The following is a 16,854-nucleotide window of genomic DNA, read 5'->3' on the forward strand; positions in this document are numbered from 1 at the left end:
AAATATGGCATCAAACGCAAGCGATGAACTGATCGGCACCTGGGTAACCGGCTGGGCAGGAGCCCGTGGCTATGAAACTCGCAATGAGGGACGAGTCCATGCTGCCCTGCGTCACGACACCACTGAAGACTGGGAATACGTTATTTACGGCCCGTCAAAAGAGGAACTAGCAGCGGTCGCCGAGACCCTCAAAAAGCACCCTAACCGTCGACTTACAGCTTTCGACGATTCGGCAGAAAACCTAGTCTCAATCGCCAACGAAGTTGGCTTGCAGGTCACGGCCGATGACGAAGCACTTATGGTCACCGAATTGGCGGTACATGACGTCGAGGTCCCACTGCCAGCAGACGGCTTTGTCTTCCAGATTGAACGCGATGGCACCCACGCATATGTTTCGCTTCACCCTGAGGACAAGCAAGAAGTTGTTGCGGCTTCAGGACATGTTTCAGCAGTAGATGGCTTCGCCATTTTTGATCGAATCATCACCGGAGCAGATTTCCGTCGCCGTGGTCTAGGTACTTTGATCATGCGTGCCCTGGCTTCTCTAGCACAGGAACATGACGTTGATGAAGGACTACTAATCGCCTCTGTAGATGGGCAACAGTTGTACGCATCATTGGGCTGGACTTCGCTCGGTAAAGTCGTGATGTTCAAGGCTTAAGCCTTCTAGAGTTTTCCTATCGCCGTACCCAACGCAACAAACCGTTGGGTACGGCGATAGTCTTTAACTTCAGTAATTCTTGGTTCCGAAAGGCGTCCACGTGAAGTCAGTACGTTCTCTATTGGATCCGTACGACCGGACTAATGACCCCGACGCTGTCATTCACCGGCGTTCTCGACCGGCCAAGGATGAAATCACCAGCGATTGGCCACAATGGCTCAGCAATGAACTAGTACAAACTTTTCAAGCCTTGGGTATTCAGCGCCCTTGGTTGCATCAGGCCCAAGCCGCCAATCTCATTCATGAGGGCCAACACACCATCGTCTCCACTGGCACTGCTTCAGGAAAGTCCATGGCTTATTTGATGCCAAGTTTGGACATCCTGTTTAAGTCTCGAGATAGTGGATTTAACGATGCGGACTCGGCCGCCTCAGTGCTATATATCTGCCCAACTAAGGCGCTCGCCGCTGATCAGCTCGCCGCGGTACAAAGCCTAGATGTCCCCGGGGTGCGTGCTGCTGCCTACGATGGGGATACCGACCAAGCAACCAGAGCATGGGTTCGCCAGCACGCGAATTTCGTGTTCACCAATCCGGACATGCTGCATCGTGGAATCATGCCGAACCATCCGGCATGGTCGCGATTCTTCAAACGGCTGCGCTACATCATCATTGATGAAGCCCACTCGTATCGAGGCGTCTTTGGAGCTCACGTAGCTAACCTGATGCGGCGCGTACGCAGAATCTGCGCCCACTACGGCAACTCCCCCATTTTTATCGGGGCCTCCGCCACCAGCTCAGACCCGGAAGAATCATTTGGCCGTCTCATCGGTGCCCCGGCAAAAGCGGTGACCCACGATTTCTCTGCCAGTGGTGAACTAGTCATCGGCTTATGGGAACCTCCTCTGACAGAACATCGAGGAGAAAACGGGGCACCGATCCGACGCACTGCCATCGCAGAAAGCGCTTCGATCCTTACTGATCTCATGGCTGATCACACCCGGACCATTGTGTTCATCAAGTCGCGTCGTGGCGCCGAAACCATCGCTTCGCTAACTCGGAAACATCTAGAACGTTTCGCCCCGGAACTCTCCGTACGACTAGCTGCTTATCGCTCTGGCTACCTACCCAATGAAAGCAGAGAGGTGGAACGGCAGCTACGTAGCGGGGAGCTTCTCGGCGTTACTTCCACCTCCGCCTTGGAATTGGGTATCGACATCGCCGGCTTGGACGCTGTAGTTGTGGCAGGGTGGCCCGGAACTCGCGCCTCCTTCTTCCAGCAAATTGGTCGTGCAGGGCGTTCCGGTCAGGACGCATTGGCAATATTTGTCGCTGCAGAAGATCCACTAGACACCTATCTTGCCCATCACCCGGAAGCCATTTTCGATTTGGGTGTTGAAGCTACCGTTTTTGATCCACACAATAAATATGTGCTCAGTGGCCATCTCTGCGCGGCGGCCCAAGAGTCTCCGCTACGGCCAGAGGAACTTGAGCACTTTGGACCACACACCGAAGAACTGTTGGAATCTCTCGTGCAGCGTGGCTATTTGCGACGTCGTCCAGCCGGATGGTTCTGGACCCACCCGCAACATGCCGCAGCGATGTTCTCCATCCGCGCTGATGGCGGTGGTCCTGTCGATATCATCGATGCCGAAACTGGTGCTCTACTGGGCACCATGGATTCACCACAAACTCATTACCAAGCTCATCCCGGAGCTATCTACGTTCATCAGGGTGCCAGCTATCACGTGGAAGAACTCGATGAACAAAACCACGTAGTACTAGTAACACGAGTCAATCCCGACTACTACACCACCGCACGAGATCTAACCACCGTTGCGGTCGTCGCCGAGGAACGAGAAAGCAACCACCGCGATCTGAATATACATTTCGGTGAAGTCACCGTCACGACCCAGGTCGTGTCCTTCCAACGAAAGTCTCTTGCTTCCAATGAGGTGCTTTCAGAGGAACCACTGGAACTTGAAGCCCGTGATCTGAATACCAAATCCATCTGGTTCACCATTAGCGAGCAACGCCTTATCCGAGCCGGACTCACTGTGGATCAGTTTCCGGGCGCCTTGCATGCTGCCGAACACGCAATGATCGGATTATTGCCCTTGGTAGCAACCAGTGACCGTTGGGACATTGGCGGTGTTTCCACCGCTTTACATATGGACACTGGGCACCCAACGATCTTTGTCTACGATGCTCAGCCTGGTGGAGCCGGATTTGCCGAGCGAGGATTCGAACGCTTCACTGACTGGGTGCGAGCAACGAGGGACGCTATCGAATCCTGCGAATGTCAAAGCGGTTGCCCGAGTTGCGTTCAATCTCCAAAATGCGGCAACCGCAATAATCCCTTGGATAAGGCGGGCGCGATTTTGTTGCTCAGCGCCGTCTTGGACGATGTAGAACCTCGCCACCACCGTTAAATCTATTCGTTCGTCCCGCCGGACTCGGCCTGATCCAGCGGTGGCGCCCCAGCACGGGCTTTGGCCGTCGCCGCATACAGTTCCAGCCCCAAGGCGTGGAAAGATATGGGAACCCTGGCAGACACTATTACCGTCTGACCGTCGGCTTCCACAAGACAGGATTCAAGCGTCGCGTTGTTCGATTGGGCAAGGGAGGATGCGACATTGCAAGGATTTCCCTCGCGCAGCCCGCGTGCCGTGTCCGCCCCAGCCAATGCTGCCAAATCGGCCGCTGCAGCAGCAGTCATTGCAGCGTGCACGGCAGCGACCCAAGCAAGTAACGCTCCGGCCAGTAGCAAAGCAACAATCACTAGGGCGGTGGTAACCACCGTACCGCTGCCGCGTTCAGACTTGAGTCGCGAAATCTGTTGCTTCATTCGACAGCCACGCTCGCTTCACCACGAATTTGGATGCTTCCAACAATCGGTAATTGAACCGATTTACGGACGGTAACTTTTGAATAACCGCCACCATTGGCAATCGCGAAGTTAGCTTTATTACCCGCTAACCTCACTCCACTGGCTCTGGCAGTTGCCTGATCCTCACCACGAGCCAGTTCCCTAGCCATGGCTCCTGCGGCTTGTTGTACCTGTATTTGTTGAATCCCCAGCGCACCAAAGCACAACAACAGGGAGAGCATCAGTGCGACCGCGGGTAACAGCACCGCAAATTCTGCGGTGCTGCTACCCCTCTCATCGCTGAGCTTCATGACCTACAGCGACAAAGCTTTGGTGATCAAGCCCATCAGCATTCCACGAACGTCGCCGCTGGAGAGGATGCTGATCAGCAGACCGGCGAATGCCACGGCAGCTAGGGTGACCATTGCGAATTCGGCGGTAGTTGAACCTTGCTCATCACTGAGCTGGTCCATGATCTCGCGGAATTGTCGGTTCATTGTTTTGGCCTTTCTCGAAATTTTGTCAGTGGCATCAGTGCCGTTGACGGGATATCTTCACTGTCGAGCACTTGCGGTTATTGCAGTTCCAATTCATGACGATCTGGGTATAACCCCATAGAGCCAGGCACTGGACATTACATGCTGGGGAACAGCGCAATAATTAGCGGTACAACCCCCAACGCGATGAACGCTGGCAAGGCGCAGGCGCCTAAGGGAAGAACAAGTCTTGTACCGAACTGCGCACCAAGCCGAGCCACTTTTTGAGTGTGTTCTCGGCGCTGCAAGGCGGCAGTATTGCGTAAGAGAGCCGCCGCTGGTGCGCCGGTGGTATGGGCAAAAAGTAATGCTTTCTGCAATGGACCCAACCACGCAGGCGCCGCTTCCCACGCCTTGTCCCACGACAGGTTCATTTCTAAGCACCGGGCGACACTGCGTAACACTCTGCACTGTTCGATACTGCTGCCTAGCAGATCGAGAATTTCGGTGATTGGCATACCCGAATCCAAGAGACTAGCGCTCAGATCAAGCACCAATTCGATGGGCTGGGGCTGATGCTTATCTTTGTGTTGAACGCCGTTGGCACGTCGTGAAGCTTGAACTGATGATCCTGCACCGACCGCTAATGCTCCGGCGAGCGCAGCACATAGAAGGATCAGGAGAATCATGACAGGGCCTGAGCTGAAGTTGAAAGCATCAAACGTCGGCACCAGACCCTATTGGCGACCCAGAGCGCGGCTCCAACTGCGACGCTCAGCTGCGCGGCCCATGAGGAAACCAATGTACCCAGAACGTCGATCCCAACAAGCAGACCAAAGCCAAAACCGACCAGTGGTAACCAGGTGAGCAGTTTTGTCGTGGCCTTTGGCCCTGCCATCGCAGCGTCAAAAGACTGCTGGGCGACTAAGGCTGATTCCAAATCTTCGGCGAGACGTTCAAGGACTTCGGCCAAGCTTGCGCCACTTCGCTGTGAAATCTGTAAACACCAGTGCAAACGCTGCACGGCTGAGTGCTCGGTCCGGGCTGCTTCTCCCTGTCGGTTACCGTTCTGGTTGTTCAATCGTTGTGTTGCTTGGAGATCTTTGAGAGCCTGGACAATATTTCCTGAATCGCTTTCCACATCTAGCAGGGCGTCTACCGCGGGGTGAAAGCTCAATCCGCTACGAAGCAAGGCGGAGAGTTCACGAATTACTCGCGCATCTTCGCTCAAGGAATGATTCTCCTGATGTGCGGGTCTATGAATATTTCGCCAGCTCTTCCAACTGATCGTCGAAAAATTCCTCGCACTCCGAGCATTAGGTAGCCAGAGGTAAAGTGCGACGGCACTGAGCAGCAGAATCATCATGATTGCTCTCCTGCATTGATGAGGCAAGCTACCTGAGCCAGTAATTCTGCGACCACAGCGGAACCAAATTTACGTTCCAGAATCTGCTGATCCTGATTCGTCACTGGCTCGGGGCTCTTCAAGTCAATGAGCGTTCGCATGGCCATATGTCCCGACCCGTCAGTTTCTAGACAGCCCAAAGCCACTGGCCCGCGTTTTCCGTGCTCGCCACGACTCATGTGAATCACAAGGTCTAAGGCGCTAGATGCTTGCAAGGAAGTTGCTTGAACACTCCAACCGGCCAAAGCGCCCAGCGCAGCAAGTCTCGCGGGCACCGATGCCGGGTTATTTGCATGCAGTGTTCCGGCCGCGCCCTGATGGCCCGTATTCATCGCTGCTAAAAAGTCCCTAATTTCTTCCCCACGGCACTCTCCGACTATGAGCCGGTCTGGGCGCATGCGTAGGGCCTGAATGACGAGGTCTTTCAGTTGTACGAGTCCGGCAGCTTCCACGTTCGCCGAGCGGGTTTGCAAGGAGACGGAGTGTGGATGATTGATTTGGAGTTCCTGCGAGTCTTCCACCACCACCAGTCGTTGTTGCGGGTCGCTTTGCGCCAGCATTGCTTGAAGCAGCGTTGTTTTTCCGCTGCCCGTTCCTCCAGTGACCAAGAAGTTCATTTGTTTTTGAATTACGGCGTGCAGAAGCCGATTCCAAAACGGAAGCGAAAACTGTAAGACTTCTTCGAGGTTGAGCCGGCTTGTATGTTTTACGCGAATCGAAATCAGTGGCCCCTGGGTGGCAATGGGTGGAAGCACCGCGTGTACGCGATAGTTTTTCAGACTCATGTCCATGAATGGACTGGCTGCATCAAGGCGTCGGCCTGCCAGCGTAGCCAAATGGACCGCCAATTCTCTTACCCGTTCAGCCGAAGCGAACTTGAACTCCATCAGCTCCAAACCGCGCGGTGAATCCGTCCAAACTTGCCCTAGACCGTCTACAAGGACGTCGGTGACGTCTGGGATTCTCGCGAAGGGTTCTAAAACTGATAGCCCCGCAACTTCATTTTGTAGTGTCTCCAACGATTCGGCGGCACCCTTTGACCCCAAAGTTACTCCAGAGTCGTGTACTGCGCCGGCCAAAGCGATCGCGTCGAGTTGACCTCCCGATTGCAATGCTCGTTCCCGCACGGATTCCAAAATTTTTGCGTTGAGTATGTGCCCTGTGGAGATCGCGCCACTATCTTTGCTGTGCCGTGCTGTGCTCATGAGATTTGCCCTTGAACTTGTGGAAGCAGGCAAAGGTTAGCTAGTGACTGCCGCAGACCGCGAGATTTGAAACAATCGAATAGTTCACCACGATGCTCCGCCTTGATGATGCGAGAAGTAAAGGGGAATGCTCCAGTTATTTCTACGCCAATGTTTGCTTCATAACGCGCGCGCTGCTCCCCACAGAGCACCACTTCGCCGTGGCGTGGAAGGGCAGAACTACTGGCAGTGAATACCTGCCGATCAATGAATTGATTAATCACTGTTTGTTGCGGATGCGGAAAACGCCCCGAATCTAAAACTACGAAGTCAAAACCTTGGCGTGCAGCTGCCAGTAACCGAATCATCAGTTGTTCTTCTACTAAGTCATGCTCGTTAGATTGCGACCAAGTCAGCACAGAGGTATTGCTTATTCGGGGTAAGGTTTCGGCTAATTGATGCGCGGCGAGTCTTCCACCAGAGAGTCGTAATTCTTCCCAACCAATTCCTGTTGGCGGCCGTTTCGTAGCCCTGGGCCACAAGCTACGAGAGTGTGGATCCATATCAATGACAATGCTGTGCAATCCACTCAGCGTTCCGGCGTGGGCAAGTAGTAGTGCAAGAGTGCTAGTTCCGAGTCCGCCTGCGGTGGCGCCCAAAGATAGGGTGTGGCCATGGCCGGCGCGCATGGCCCACAGCCCAAGGTATTCCCCGAGCCATTGTCCGGCTGAAGGTAGCAAAGCCACTCGCGCTTGAGGGAATCTGCTGGCCAATGACCACAATCCACTAGCTGCGGATTCAAGCCCGACCAAGACGTCGACCCTATGCTTGTCGTTGTGTGCTTCTTCAGCCATATCGCTTCCCCACAGCACGGGCCCGGCAATGTCAGCCTCTAACGTATCTGGGTCGGTACATTGAATGATGCGTACTGCCGCGCCGACGGCAATAGCCGCACATAATTCAACGATGCGTGGATCACCGCTCACTATTGTGCATAGGGGTTCGTCAACAGACCCGTTTTCGGTTCTGGCAACTTGTTCCGTGGGCAAGACGGCCCTGAGGTCTTCTAACCCAGTGACCACGAAACGAGTATTCTTCTTCGGCTCAATCGCCGATGGAGTGTCAGTTAGCCATTTCATTTATTGAGCGTGGCATCTGTGTACTGGGGAGGGCGGAGCTAGTGGACCGAATGGGGATATCTGCTTAAGACACGGCACAATGTAGTTATGAGTGCCATTGCCTTTCTAGCGACTGATCCCGATGGCTACGCACTGATCGATCTGCGCGACCATGGGTCGGCACAACGACTAAGGCCCCTTGTACACGTCTCTCGCGAAGACTTTGCGACAACAGTTGCCAGTATTGAAGCAGAATTTGAGCCTCGCTGGGCCATGCTACGTACCAGTGGGTGGATGCCACCGTTGCTCAGCGCAGGCGTATATCTCGCCAAAGCGCATGTGCTGTCCCTCGCGCAGCGGATCATGCACCGCTCCCCGTTGGCTGGTAAACAAATACCCGATTTTGATCTTGAACATTCTGAGACAACCACAGAGCATTTCAACCAAGATGCCCTCTTTGACGCCCCAACTTTCGGGGACTCATTGGAGGACCTTATCCAGCTGTACACACAACAGCGTCAGGCATTGCCCCAAGATCCGGTGGCCCGCAAACGCCTTGAATTACTGATTCACGCCGAATCGGTGGGTGCGCTGATCGCCTGCGAAATGGAACATGCAGGTCTTTCATGGGATGAAGCTGGGCATCGGGCCTTGCTCCGAGAGCAGCTCGGTGAACGAGTCTCAGAGTATGCACGGCCTCCAAAGTTGGCGCTCAAAGCTCAAGAGCTGGCTTTAGCTTTGAAGACACCTGGCTTGAATCCCGATTCCCCGCAGGAACTGCTCAAGGCCTTACATAAGGCAGGTTTTGCAGTGCGTTCGGTGCGTGCCTGGGAGCTAGAACAGATCAAGCATCCGCTCATTGAACAAATTTTGGAGTATAAGAAACTCTCTCGTCTTGCCAGCGCACATGGCGATGTGTGGCTGGATCAATGGGTGAAAAATTCTCGTTTCCACCCTCATTATGTTTTGGGCACGGTGGTCTCTGGACGCTGGGCAGCCTCAGGTGGTGGCGCCTTGCAGTTACCTCATGCCATCCGCCAGGTGGTGCGAACCGGGCCTGGCCGAACCTTTGTCGTGGCCGATGGGCGACAGCTGGAACCACGAATTCTTGCCGCAATTTCCAATGATCAGCAGTTGCAGCAAGCCGGAGCGCAGGATGACCTGTACCAGTGGCTCTTGGACGCCAAGTTGGTATCGACCAGGCAAGAAGCCAAGCTGGGTATGCTCTCCGTGATTTATGGCGGCGGAGGTGGTGCCAGTGGTGCGGTGGGAGCGGCACTGACCAAGAGTTTTCCTACGGCGATGCGTTTTGTGGAGCAGGCAGCAACAGCGGGACAACAGGGAGAAGGAGTTCGAAGTTTCCTAGGACGAGGTTGTCCTCCTGCTGACGAGCAGTGGATGAGAGCTCAACGGGATACCGCGGATGAGGCAAGCCAGCGAGCTGCCGATGCTGCTGCTCGGGCGCGCGGGCGTTTCACCCGGAATTTTGTCGTGCAGTCTACGGCTGCCGAATGGGCTTTGGTATGGATGGGCCATGCCCGCCACCTGATCCATCAGGCCGGGTGGAGTGAGGTATGCCGGCAGGTATTTTTTGTGCATGACGAAATTGTCTTTGAATGCCCCAACGAATTAGCCGATCAACTTCAACGACTCATCGCGCACGCGGCGTTGCTTGCCGGCCGGACCCTCTTTGGCGCTGCTTCACCACACTTCCCGGTGAGCGTCGCCATTTCCTCAAATTATGCCGACGCTAAATAGGAACATGGGCCTTAGGCCATTTGCAGTTCCCGGTGAGTGTTCCATGGTCGGGTCCAGCCAAGCTCAGTGAAAAGCCGGTCAAGCACAATCGCGGTAAAGCCCCAAATGATTCGGTCTTCAAATTCGAAGGCTGGCGAGGTGAACTTCTGCTGATTACGCTGTACTACCCCGGTCAGTCGATTCTTGGGATCCAGTAGTTGCGCTACCGGTGCACGAAACACCCCGGCGCTTTCGGCCGGGTCAACGGCATGGACCTTCGATTCGGTATGCCACCAGCCCAAGACTGGGGTGACCAAGAAATTGGATACCGGCAATTCGGTTTCACTCAAATGCCCGAGCACTTCGATGCCGTTGGTATCTACCCCGGTTTCTTCCCAAGCTTCACGCAACGCAGCCGCAGCCACGCTAGAGTCTTCTTCATCAATGCCACCGCCGGGGAATGCGATTTGTCCGGCATGCTTGCGCAAGGTGGTGGCTCGTTCGACGAAGAGCAGGTCAAGGTCTTGAGCCTGAGCGCCATCGGCGAGCGCAGTGTCCCTGGCCGAACCAAAGAGGATCAGCACCGCCGCCTTACGCACAGCATTAGATTCCACGTTCATGCTGATCCACTCATTGGGCAGTTTCTGGGTTGCCCCGGCGCTCACCCGATGTTTGGCAATCACCTGTTGCAACTGGCTGCGTGCGCTCATGCGTCTAATCCATACCCTTCGGCTCTCAGTTGCCTCCGGGTCGCACCGGCCTGCATTTTTGCCAGTAGTTCTTCTCGCCCGGGAGCAAGCTCATACTTAAGTAACTGTTTTGCCTTGGCAGGTATTTCCTCGCCGATTCCATTCGAGGGGCAGAGCTTAGCTACCGGGCAGACGCCACACGCCGGTTTGCGGGCGTGACAGATCCTCCGTCCGTGGAAGACCACGCGATGACTGAGCATCGTCCAATCCCGCTTTTCAAAGAGCTCCCCCACCGCATGTTCGATTTTCACCGGGTCGGTTTCATCGGTCCATCCAAAGCGGTTCGCTAGGCGCCCAAAGTGTGTGTCAACGGTGATGCCGGGAACCCCAAAGGCATTGCCTAGCACCACGTTGGCTGTTTTGCGTCCTACGCCAGGGAGTTTGACCAGTTCTTCTAGTTTTGGCGGGACTTGCCCGTCATGACGTTCCACCAGGGCGGCGGAAAGTCCGAGCAAGGAGTCGGTTTTGGCGCGAAAGAATCCAGTAGGACGAATGAGTTCTTCTATCTCGCTGCGTTCGCCTTGGCTCATCGCTAGCGCATCGGGGAATCGGGCGAAGAGTGCCGGGGTGATCGCGTTGACCCGCACGTCGGTCGTCTGTGCAGAGAGCACCGTGGCAACCAGCAGCTCAAAAGGGTTCTCAAAATCTAGTTCGGGAACCGCATAGGGATAGGTTTCGGACAGTACCCTATTGATCTTGCGGGCCCGTCTCTTCAGACCCAGTTCGGTTTCCAGTTTTGCTTTATTCGCCACGCATTGATCGTGTCATGGGTACGCTCACTTTTCATCTTCAGACACCAGCATTGAATGCTATTCGTCGCAGCGAGCTGACCGTTGGGCGCAGAATTTACCCTAAATCCCCATTGCCCGTGACACAAACCACAATCAGCGACGGCAAAGCATGTAACTTTGATCACAGAGAGTATTTGTGACTACGCGGAAGGACGCGAAGCCCGTGAGCGATTCGAAGACCTTAGATAACCTGTCGAATGAAACCCGTTCCTTTGCCCCGAGCAAGGAATTCAGCGACCAGGCCGTCGCTAGCGCAGCCAGCTACGAAGCAGCTGCGGCTGACCGGTTGGGATACTGGGCAGATCAGGCCCGCAAGGTACTGACCTGGGATACCGATTTCACCGAGACCTTGGATTGGTCGCAGGCACCGGTTTCAAAGTGGTTTGTCGGCGGAAAACTCAACGCAGCTTATAACGCGCTAGATCGACACGTTGAAAACGGGCTGGGTGATCGCGTTGCGATCTACTTCGAAGGCGAACCAGGCGATTCACGTTCCTACACCTATGCTCAGCTCACCGAAGAGGTTAAGAAGGCAGCCAATTCCTTCGAATCCCTGGGTGTAGCCAAGGGTGACCGCGTGGCCGTCTACCTGCCAATGATCCCAGAAGCAGTCATCACCATGCTCGCCTGCGCCCGCATCGGAGCGATCCATTCGGTAGTCTTCGGTGGTTTCTCCGCCGATGCGTTGCGTAGCCGCATTGATGACGCTGATGCCAAGCTTGTGGTCACCGCCGACGGCACCTGGCGCCGTGGCAAGCCGTCACCACTGAAGGCTGCCGTGGATGAAGCTCTGGCGGCACCGGGTCACACCGTCGAGAATGTTTTGGTCGTCAAGCGCAACGCCCAGCCAGTGGAATTCGGTCCTTTGGATAAGTGGTGGCACGAGGTAGTGGACGACGCTTCCACCGAGCACACCGCAGTCGCTCACGACTCTGAACACCCACTCTTTGTGCTGTACACCTCGGGCACCACCGGAAAGCCTAAGGGCATCGTGCACACCACCGGTGGCTTCCTCACCCAGGGTGCGGTGACCCACCGCGATACCTTCGACCTGCACCCAGAAACCGACGTGTACTGGTGCACCGCCGACATTGGCTGGATTACCGGTCACTCGTACGTCACCTATGCACCGTTGATCAACGGTGCCACCCAGCTGATGTACGAAGGCACCCCGGATACCCCACATCAGGGTCGCTGGTGGGAACTGGTGGAAAAGTACGGTGTCTCCATTTTGTACACCGCCCCTACCGCCATCCGTACCTTCATGAAGTGGGGTCGGCAGATCCCCGATGGCTACGACCTGTCCAGCCTGCGCGTGTTGGGCTCCGTGGGTGAACCCATCAACCCTGAGGCATGGATGTGGTACCGCGATGTTATCGGCACCAACAATGGCAAAAACGGGGAACGTAAAGAGAACCCGACCCCGATTGTTGACACCTGGTGGCAGACGGAAACCGGCGCACATATGATCGCTCCGCTACCTGGTGTCACCCACACCAAGCCAGGCTCGGCGCAGGTCGCCGTGCCAGGTATCAGCGTGGATGTGGTCGACGAGGCTGGCAATTCGGTGGCCGATGGCGAGGGTGGCTTCTTGGTCATCCGCGATCCATGGCCTGCCATGCTACGCGGCATCTGGGGCGACATGGAACGCTACAAGGAAACCTACTGGTCGCGCTTCGATAATATGTACTTCGCCGGTGACGGTGCGAAGAAGGACGCCGATGGTGACCTGTGGCTGTTGGGCCGCGTTGATGACGTGATGAACGTGTCAGGTCACCGCCTGTCCACCACCGAAATTGAGTCCTCCCTAGTGGCGCACCCGTACGTGGCCGAGGCCGCCGTGGTCGGTGCCAAGGATGAAACCACCGGTGAAGCGGTGGTCGCCTTCGTCATCTTGCAGAGCGAGCCTGCAGAAGGCGAGGATGTCATTGCGACCCTGCGCAACCACGTGGGTAAGGACATCGGTCCAATCGCCAAGCCAAAGCATGTGCTGGTGGTTCCCGAACTGCCTAAGACCCGTTCGGGCAAGATCATGCGCCGTCTGCTCAAGGATGTGGCCGAAGGACGAGAAGTTGGTGACGCAACCACACTCTCGGATTCAACGGTGATGAGCCAGATCGCTCAGTCCATGGGCAAGTAGTCTTCTCGCTGAGTTCACGAGGCTGCCGTGGGGCAGAACGCTAAAAGCGTTCTGCCCCACGGCAGCGTTTTCTCGTTCATCAATAAAGAATCCCGAGTCTTACCGATGCTTTGCACTAGATTTGAGTCCATGACTGAGAACTCATCACGCACAATTTTGCTCCTGAACGGCCCAAACCTGAATCTCTTGGGAACCCGGGAGCCGCAGATTTATGGTCATGACACCTTGGCCGATGTTGAACAGCTCGCCCGCGACACCGCCACGGCCCACGGTTTTGAGCTACGCGCCCTTCAGTCCAACCATGAGGGTGTGCTCATCGATGCGATTCATGAGGCCCGCACCAACGCGGTGGGCATCGTGATGAATCCCGGGGCCTTCACCCACACCTCGGTCGCATTAGCTGATGCAGCCAGCGGTGTGCAATTGCCATTGATTGAAGTTCACATCTCCAACGTGCACCAACGTGAAGCGTTCCGTCACCACTCGTACATTTCTCCGGTGGCCAGCTCGATCATCGTCGGTGCCGGAGTGAACGGGTACAAACTAGCGGTAGAACAACTCGCCTACCTGCTCAATAAGTAGCCCGCGTTCCCGGCTAGTCGGCGATACAGTCCCCGGTCTTCACCGAGGTGCGCTGCGAACCGCCGAGCTCCAAGGCATGCTCCATTTCTTCGAGGCTCAGGGCGAATCCGACCTGATCATCGCTGCGGGACTTAGCAAAAATCAGCCCGACGGCCTCGCCGCTCTCGTCCAACAATGGTCCCCCGGAGTTACCTTGAGCGACCTCGGCGGTGAGCTGATAGACGGAAATTCGTGATGGGTCAGTGCCATAGATATTGGCAATCGAGACATTGGCTCGCGAAGCAATCAAGGCACTGCGAATTTGTTGTGGTCCGCCGGCTGGGTAACCAATGAACGCTGCGGCGTCGCCGCGGGTCAGGTCATGGTCGGCAAGTTCAATGGCCGGAGTCTCTAAGCCCTCGACGTACAGCAGGGCGATATCGGTCTCGGGATCGAAGTAAACCACTTTTCCGCGGTGAACTTCATCACGACCGGTCTCTATGGTGGCGGACCCTAAACCGGCCACCACGTGGGCATTAGTCATCACCATTTCTGGTGCCACCACGAACCCGGAACCGGTGAGGTTAACGCCGCATTGGACCGCGGTGCCAGAGACTTTTGCTGCTGACTGGGCGGCGGCGCGTTGCAGGTCGGTGGCCTCCCAATCGGTGTCCACCGGCTGGTCCACGGAAGGAGCAAAAGGCTCCAAGAAGGCCGGGAGGGTTTCGGCGATGACCTTCGAACGTGCCGTAGAAATTGCTGAGTTCACGAAGGATGGGGTCGCGTTACGAATTGCTTGGATCATGGTGGACTTACCAATCTCCAAGGACAGTCGTGGAATACCCATGCTGGAGGTCGAAAACGCCAGCGCGCCAATGATTGTGGCGCTAATCAGGACCGATAGAACACCACCGGCGATACGGTCTGCCGAGCGTAAAAAGTCGACGTTCATCCAGTGACGAATGCGGGTGGCGATGACTCGTCCAAGAGCTTGGCCCAGGATGATCAGCACCGCCGCGGTGGCGACCATCAGCGCGACACGCCACCACGGATTATTCGCGAAGGTGGAAACCAACGGGATGGCAAAGAACGCGGCAATGCCCCCAAGGATGAGACCCACCATGTCGCCGACGGTCAAAAGAAAACCGCGTCGAAGCCCGATGATGAAAAAGGTCAGCAAAACAGCGCAGATGACTACGTCGAGCCAGCTGAAAATTCCGAGCACCAAGACTCCAATGCGTTCAAGTACTTTGTATTAACCCAAGGTACCCTTAGAAGCTGATGGATTTCTGCGAGCATATTCGCGAGTTTTGGCCGAATGAGCGTGACGTTCAACATTTTCTCGGTAAAACCACGTGTGGAAACTGTCACATTGTTACTGAATACGGCACAATGAAGTAAGCGCCTACTACTGTTGACAGGAGATTTAATGGATATCGAGGTACTGCGTCGCGCGCCACTGTTTGCGTCGCTTGGTGATGAAGTATTCGCCGCGCTCACCGAAGAATTGACCGAGGTTGATCTGTCCCGCGGTGCATCGGTGTTCCGTGAAGGCGATCAGGGCGACCGTCTGTACTTCATCGTTTCGGGCAAGATTAAGCTGGGTCGCACCTCCTCGGATGGTCGCGAAAACCTGATTGCTGTTCTTGGCCCAGGCGAACTGTTTGGCGAGATGGCCCTATTCGATCCACACCCACGTAACGCGACGGCCACCGCTGTGTCGGAAACCCGACTGGCAGGCTTGAGCCACGAGAACATGCGCAAGGCGATCCTGAACTCCCCTGAGGTCTCGATCCAGTTGCTACAGGCTCTGGCTGCCCGTCTGCGTCGCACCAACGAGTCCCTCGCGGACTTGGTCTTCTCCGATGTTCCTGGCCGTGTTGCTAAGGCTCTGCTTGATCTTGCTGACCGCTTCGGCCGCCCAGCAACCGATGGCATCCTGGTAGCTCACGAGCTGACTCAGGAAGAGCTAGCTCAGCTGGTTGGCGCATCGCGTGAAACCGTAAACAAGGCTTTGGCTGAATTCGTTCAGCGCGGCTGGCTACGTCTGGAAGCACGCGCCGTCGTGATCCTAGACATCCAGCGTCTGCGTCAGCGTTCACGCTAACCCAAGCAAAAGAGTGTGGGCCGAATATCCAATTGGATATTCGGCCCACACTATTTTTAAGTTGTTTTAGCTCAGTAATTATTAGCTCAGTATTTTAATGTCCAGCGGTTGCTTGCCACGGTCGAGATGATTCGGCGCTCATTGAGCCCAAAACTTCCAAATAATAAATACCGTCACGCACTAATAAGTCAGGATGTTTCAAATCCAAAGAACGCGACCGGGACAAATATGCTACGACCCCATTGGCATCTGCCATGGCTTCCAACATCATTTCCACTGCCGGATAACTAATGCGTGACAGGTTGAGTCCGACGGTATTTGGCTGCCCCACAAGGTCGCCTAGTTCGCTGGTATTGCGTTGGGCCAGCACCTGACTGGCTACTTGCCAGCGTCCCCACTTGCCTTTGCCGCGAAGTAGCGAGGCTTCCTGACGGTTGGGGACGGTCGCGGCGAAGTACCAGGTATCAAACCTGCGTAGTGCAAAGTTCGGATTGAGCCAGTGCGCAACAGGACGTAATAGATCGGTGCGCAGCCCCAGACCTCGACGGCGTAGAAACTCGTCGAAGGAAAGGTCTTGACCGGCAATCGCTTCGCGAGCGCTCATCCACTCTTCAGGATCAGCCATTTCAATGATTGATTGTTCATCGGTGCCAGCCAGTAAGATCCCGGTTTCTTCAAAGAGCTCACGAATGGCACAAACAATATGTGCCTGGACCAACTGCTGGTCAAGCACGTCCATGCGTTTGGACCATTGGGACAGGCTAGGACCAAACCATTGGTAGGTATCTCGGTCGCTGGCCTCATGGCTTCCACCAGGAAAGGCTACGTTGCCTAGTGGCGAGCCGCCGGGCCGAAAGGTCAGGTATGTCTCCACGCCTTTGGAACAGTCCCTTACGAGGCACACTGAGGAGGCGCGGCGTGGGCTTCGCGGAGTGCGGGAACCAAAACTGAACCAATTTTCGGCCGTAGGGATCTGGTGCGGTGGCAGATCAAAGATTCTGCGCACCATGCCACTGCGTGGCCCGCAAGGAAAAGCTTTTGCGGGCCGCGCAGAAGA

Annotated in this window: 17 protein-coding genes; 6 read left to right on the forward strand and 11 right to left on the reverse strand. The window is 55.6% G+C overall.

Translation table 11 applies throughout. The annotated features are described in order from the left end of the window. Positions 1-4: 4 nt before the first annotated feature. Both QMQ05_RS12285 and QMQ05_RS12290 read left to right on the forward strand, forming a co-directional pair. Positions 5-661: a GNAT family N-acetyltransferase gene (locus tag QMQ05_RS12285; protein WP_345470390.1), complete on the forward strand. Its 657-nt coding sequence runs from the start codon at positions 5-7 to the stop codon at positions 659-661. A 100-nt stretch (positions 662-761) separates the two neighbouring features. Further along, positions 762-3,092 (forward strand): DEAD/DEAH box helicase, encoded by a 2,331-nt coding sequence (locus QMQ05_RS12290; RefSeq protein WP_345470392.1) that lies wholly within the window; start codon positions 762-764, stop codon positions 3,090-3,092. 2 nt (positions 3,093-3,094) lie between these two features. Here the strand turns inward: QMQ05_RS12290 and QMQ05_RS12295 are convergent, their stop codons facing one another. The 7 genes from QMQ05_RS12295 to QMQ05_RS12325 form a co-directional block, all read right to left on the reverse strand. Then, positions 3,095-3,508 (reverse strand): Rv3654c family TadE-like protein, encoded by a 414-nt coding sequence (locus tag QMQ05_RS12295; RefSeq protein ID WP_345470394.1) that lies wholly within the window; start codon positions 3,506-3,508, stop codon positions 3,095-3,097. Then, entirely contained in the window at positions 3,505-3,840 is a 336-nt protein-coding gene (locus tag QMQ05_RS12300; RefSeq protein ID WP_345470396.1) for a TadE family type IV pilus minor pilin, read from the reverse strand. Before QMQ05_RS12300 ends, QMQ05_RS12295 begins: the two co-directional genes overlap by 4 nt. Positions 3,841-3,843: 3 nt before the next feature. Beyond that, entirely contained in the window at positions 3,844-4,026 is a 183-nt protein-coding gene (locus QMQ05_RS12305; protein WP_334121776.1) for a DUF4244 domain-containing protein, read from the reverse strand. A gap of 137 nt (positions 4,027-4,163) precedes the next feature. Beyond that, a complete protein-coding gene (locus QMQ05_RS12310; protein ID WP_345470400.1) occupies positions 4,164-4,694 on the reverse strand; it encodes a type II secretion system F family protein in 531 nt (176 codons plus the stop codon). Next, a complete protein-coding gene (locus QMQ05_RS12315) occupies positions 4,691-5,236 on the reverse strand; it encodes a type II secretion system F family protein (RefSeq protein ID WP_345470402.1) in 546 nt (181 codons plus the stop codon). Before QMQ05_RS12315 ends, QMQ05_RS12310 begins: the two co-directional genes overlap by 4 nt. A gap of 131 nt (positions 5,237-5,367) precedes the next feature. Then, positions 5,368-6,615 (reverse strand): TadA family conjugal transfer-associated ATPase, encoded by a 1,248-nt coding sequence (locus QMQ05_RS12320; protein ID WP_345470404.1) that lies wholly within the window; start codon positions 6,613-6,615, stop codon positions 5,368-5,370. Continuing rightward, complete coding sequence (locus QMQ05_RS12325; protein WP_345470406.1) at positions 6,612-7,580, reverse strand: hypothetical protein; 969 nt, start codon at positions 7,578-7,580, stop codon at positions 6,612-6,614. Before QMQ05_RS12325 ends, QMQ05_RS12320 begins: the two co-directional genes overlap by 4 nt. A gap of 240 nt (positions 7,581-7,820) precedes the next feature. Here QMQ05_RS12325 and QMQ05_RS12330 point away from each other — a divergent pair, with 240 nt between their 5' ends. Next, positions 7,821-9,470, forward strand: coding sequence for a bifunctional 3'-5' exonuclease/DNA polymerase (locus QMQ05_RS12330; RefSeq protein ID WP_345470408.1), 1,650 nt, complete (start codon positions 7,821-7,823; stop codon positions 9,468-9,470). A gap of 11 nt (positions 9,471-9,481) precedes the next feature. Here the strand turns inward: QMQ05_RS12330 and QMQ05_RS12335 are convergent, their stop codons facing one another. Continuing rightward, complete coding sequence (locus QMQ05_RS12335) at positions 9,482-10,159, reverse strand: NUDIX hydrolase (protein WP_345470410.1); 678 nt, start codon at positions 10,157-10,159, stop codon at positions 9,482-9,484. Continuing rightward, positions 10,156-10,950, reverse strand: a complete 795-nt coding sequence (gene nth / locus QMQ05_RS12340; protein WP_345470412.1) for an endonuclease III — start codon at positions 10,948-10,950, stop codon at positions 10,156-10,158. The genes QMQ05_RS12335 and nth overlap by 4 nt, the downstream gene beginning before the upstream one ends. A 202-nt stretch (positions 10,951-11,152) precedes the next feature. Here nth and acs point away from each other — a divergent pair, with 202 nt between their 5' ends. Further along, positions 11,153-13,129: an acetate--CoA ligase gene (gene acs, locus QMQ05_RS12345; RefSeq protein WP_345470414.1), complete on the forward strand. Its 1,977-nt coding sequence runs from the start codon at positions 11,153-11,155 to the stop codon at positions 13,127-13,129. A 129-nt stretch (positions 13,130-13,258) separates the two neighbouring features. Next, positions 13,259-13,711 carry a type II 3-dehydroquinate dehydratase gene (gene aroQ, locus QMQ05_RS12350; protein ID WP_345470416.1) on the forward strand — a complete coding sequence of 151 codons (453 nt, stop codon included), beginning with the start codon at positions 13,259-13,261 and terminating at the stop codon, positions 13,709-13,711. Between the two features lie 13 nt (positions 13,712-13,724). Here aroQ and QMQ05_RS12355 read toward each other — a convergent pair whose 3' ends face one another. Continuing rightward, positions 13,725-14,915, reverse strand: coding sequence for a MarP family serine protease (locus QMQ05_RS12355; RefSeq protein ID WP_345470418.1), 1,191 nt, complete (start codon positions 14,913-14,915; stop codon positions 13,725-13,727). Between the two features lie 204 nt (positions 14,916-15,119). On the opposite strand from QMQ05_RS12355, the gene QMQ05_RS12360 reads away from it, so the two are divergent. Continuing rightward, positions 15,120-15,797 carry a Crp/Fnr family transcriptional regulator gene (locus QMQ05_RS12360; protein ID WP_022874282.1) on the forward strand — a complete coding sequence of 226 codons (678 nt, stop codon included), beginning with the start codon at positions 15,120-15,122 and terminating at the stop codon, positions 15,795-15,797. Between the two features lie 94 nt (positions 15,798-15,891). Here QMQ05_RS12360 and QMQ05_RS12365 read toward each other — a convergent pair whose 3' ends face one another. Beyond that, entirely contained in the window at positions 15,892-16,806 is a 915-nt protein-coding gene (locus QMQ05_RS12365; RefSeq protein ID WP_434063143.1) for an NUDIX hydrolase, read from the reverse strand. Positions 16,807-16,854: the final 48 nt, after the last annotated feature.

It is taken from the genome of Glutamicibacter sp. B1 (assembly GCF_039602135.1).
In the GTDB taxonomy this organism is placed as follows: domain Bacteria; phylum Actinomycetota; class Actinomycetes; order Actinomycetales; family Micrococcaceae; genus Glutamicibacter; species Glutamicibacter ectropisis.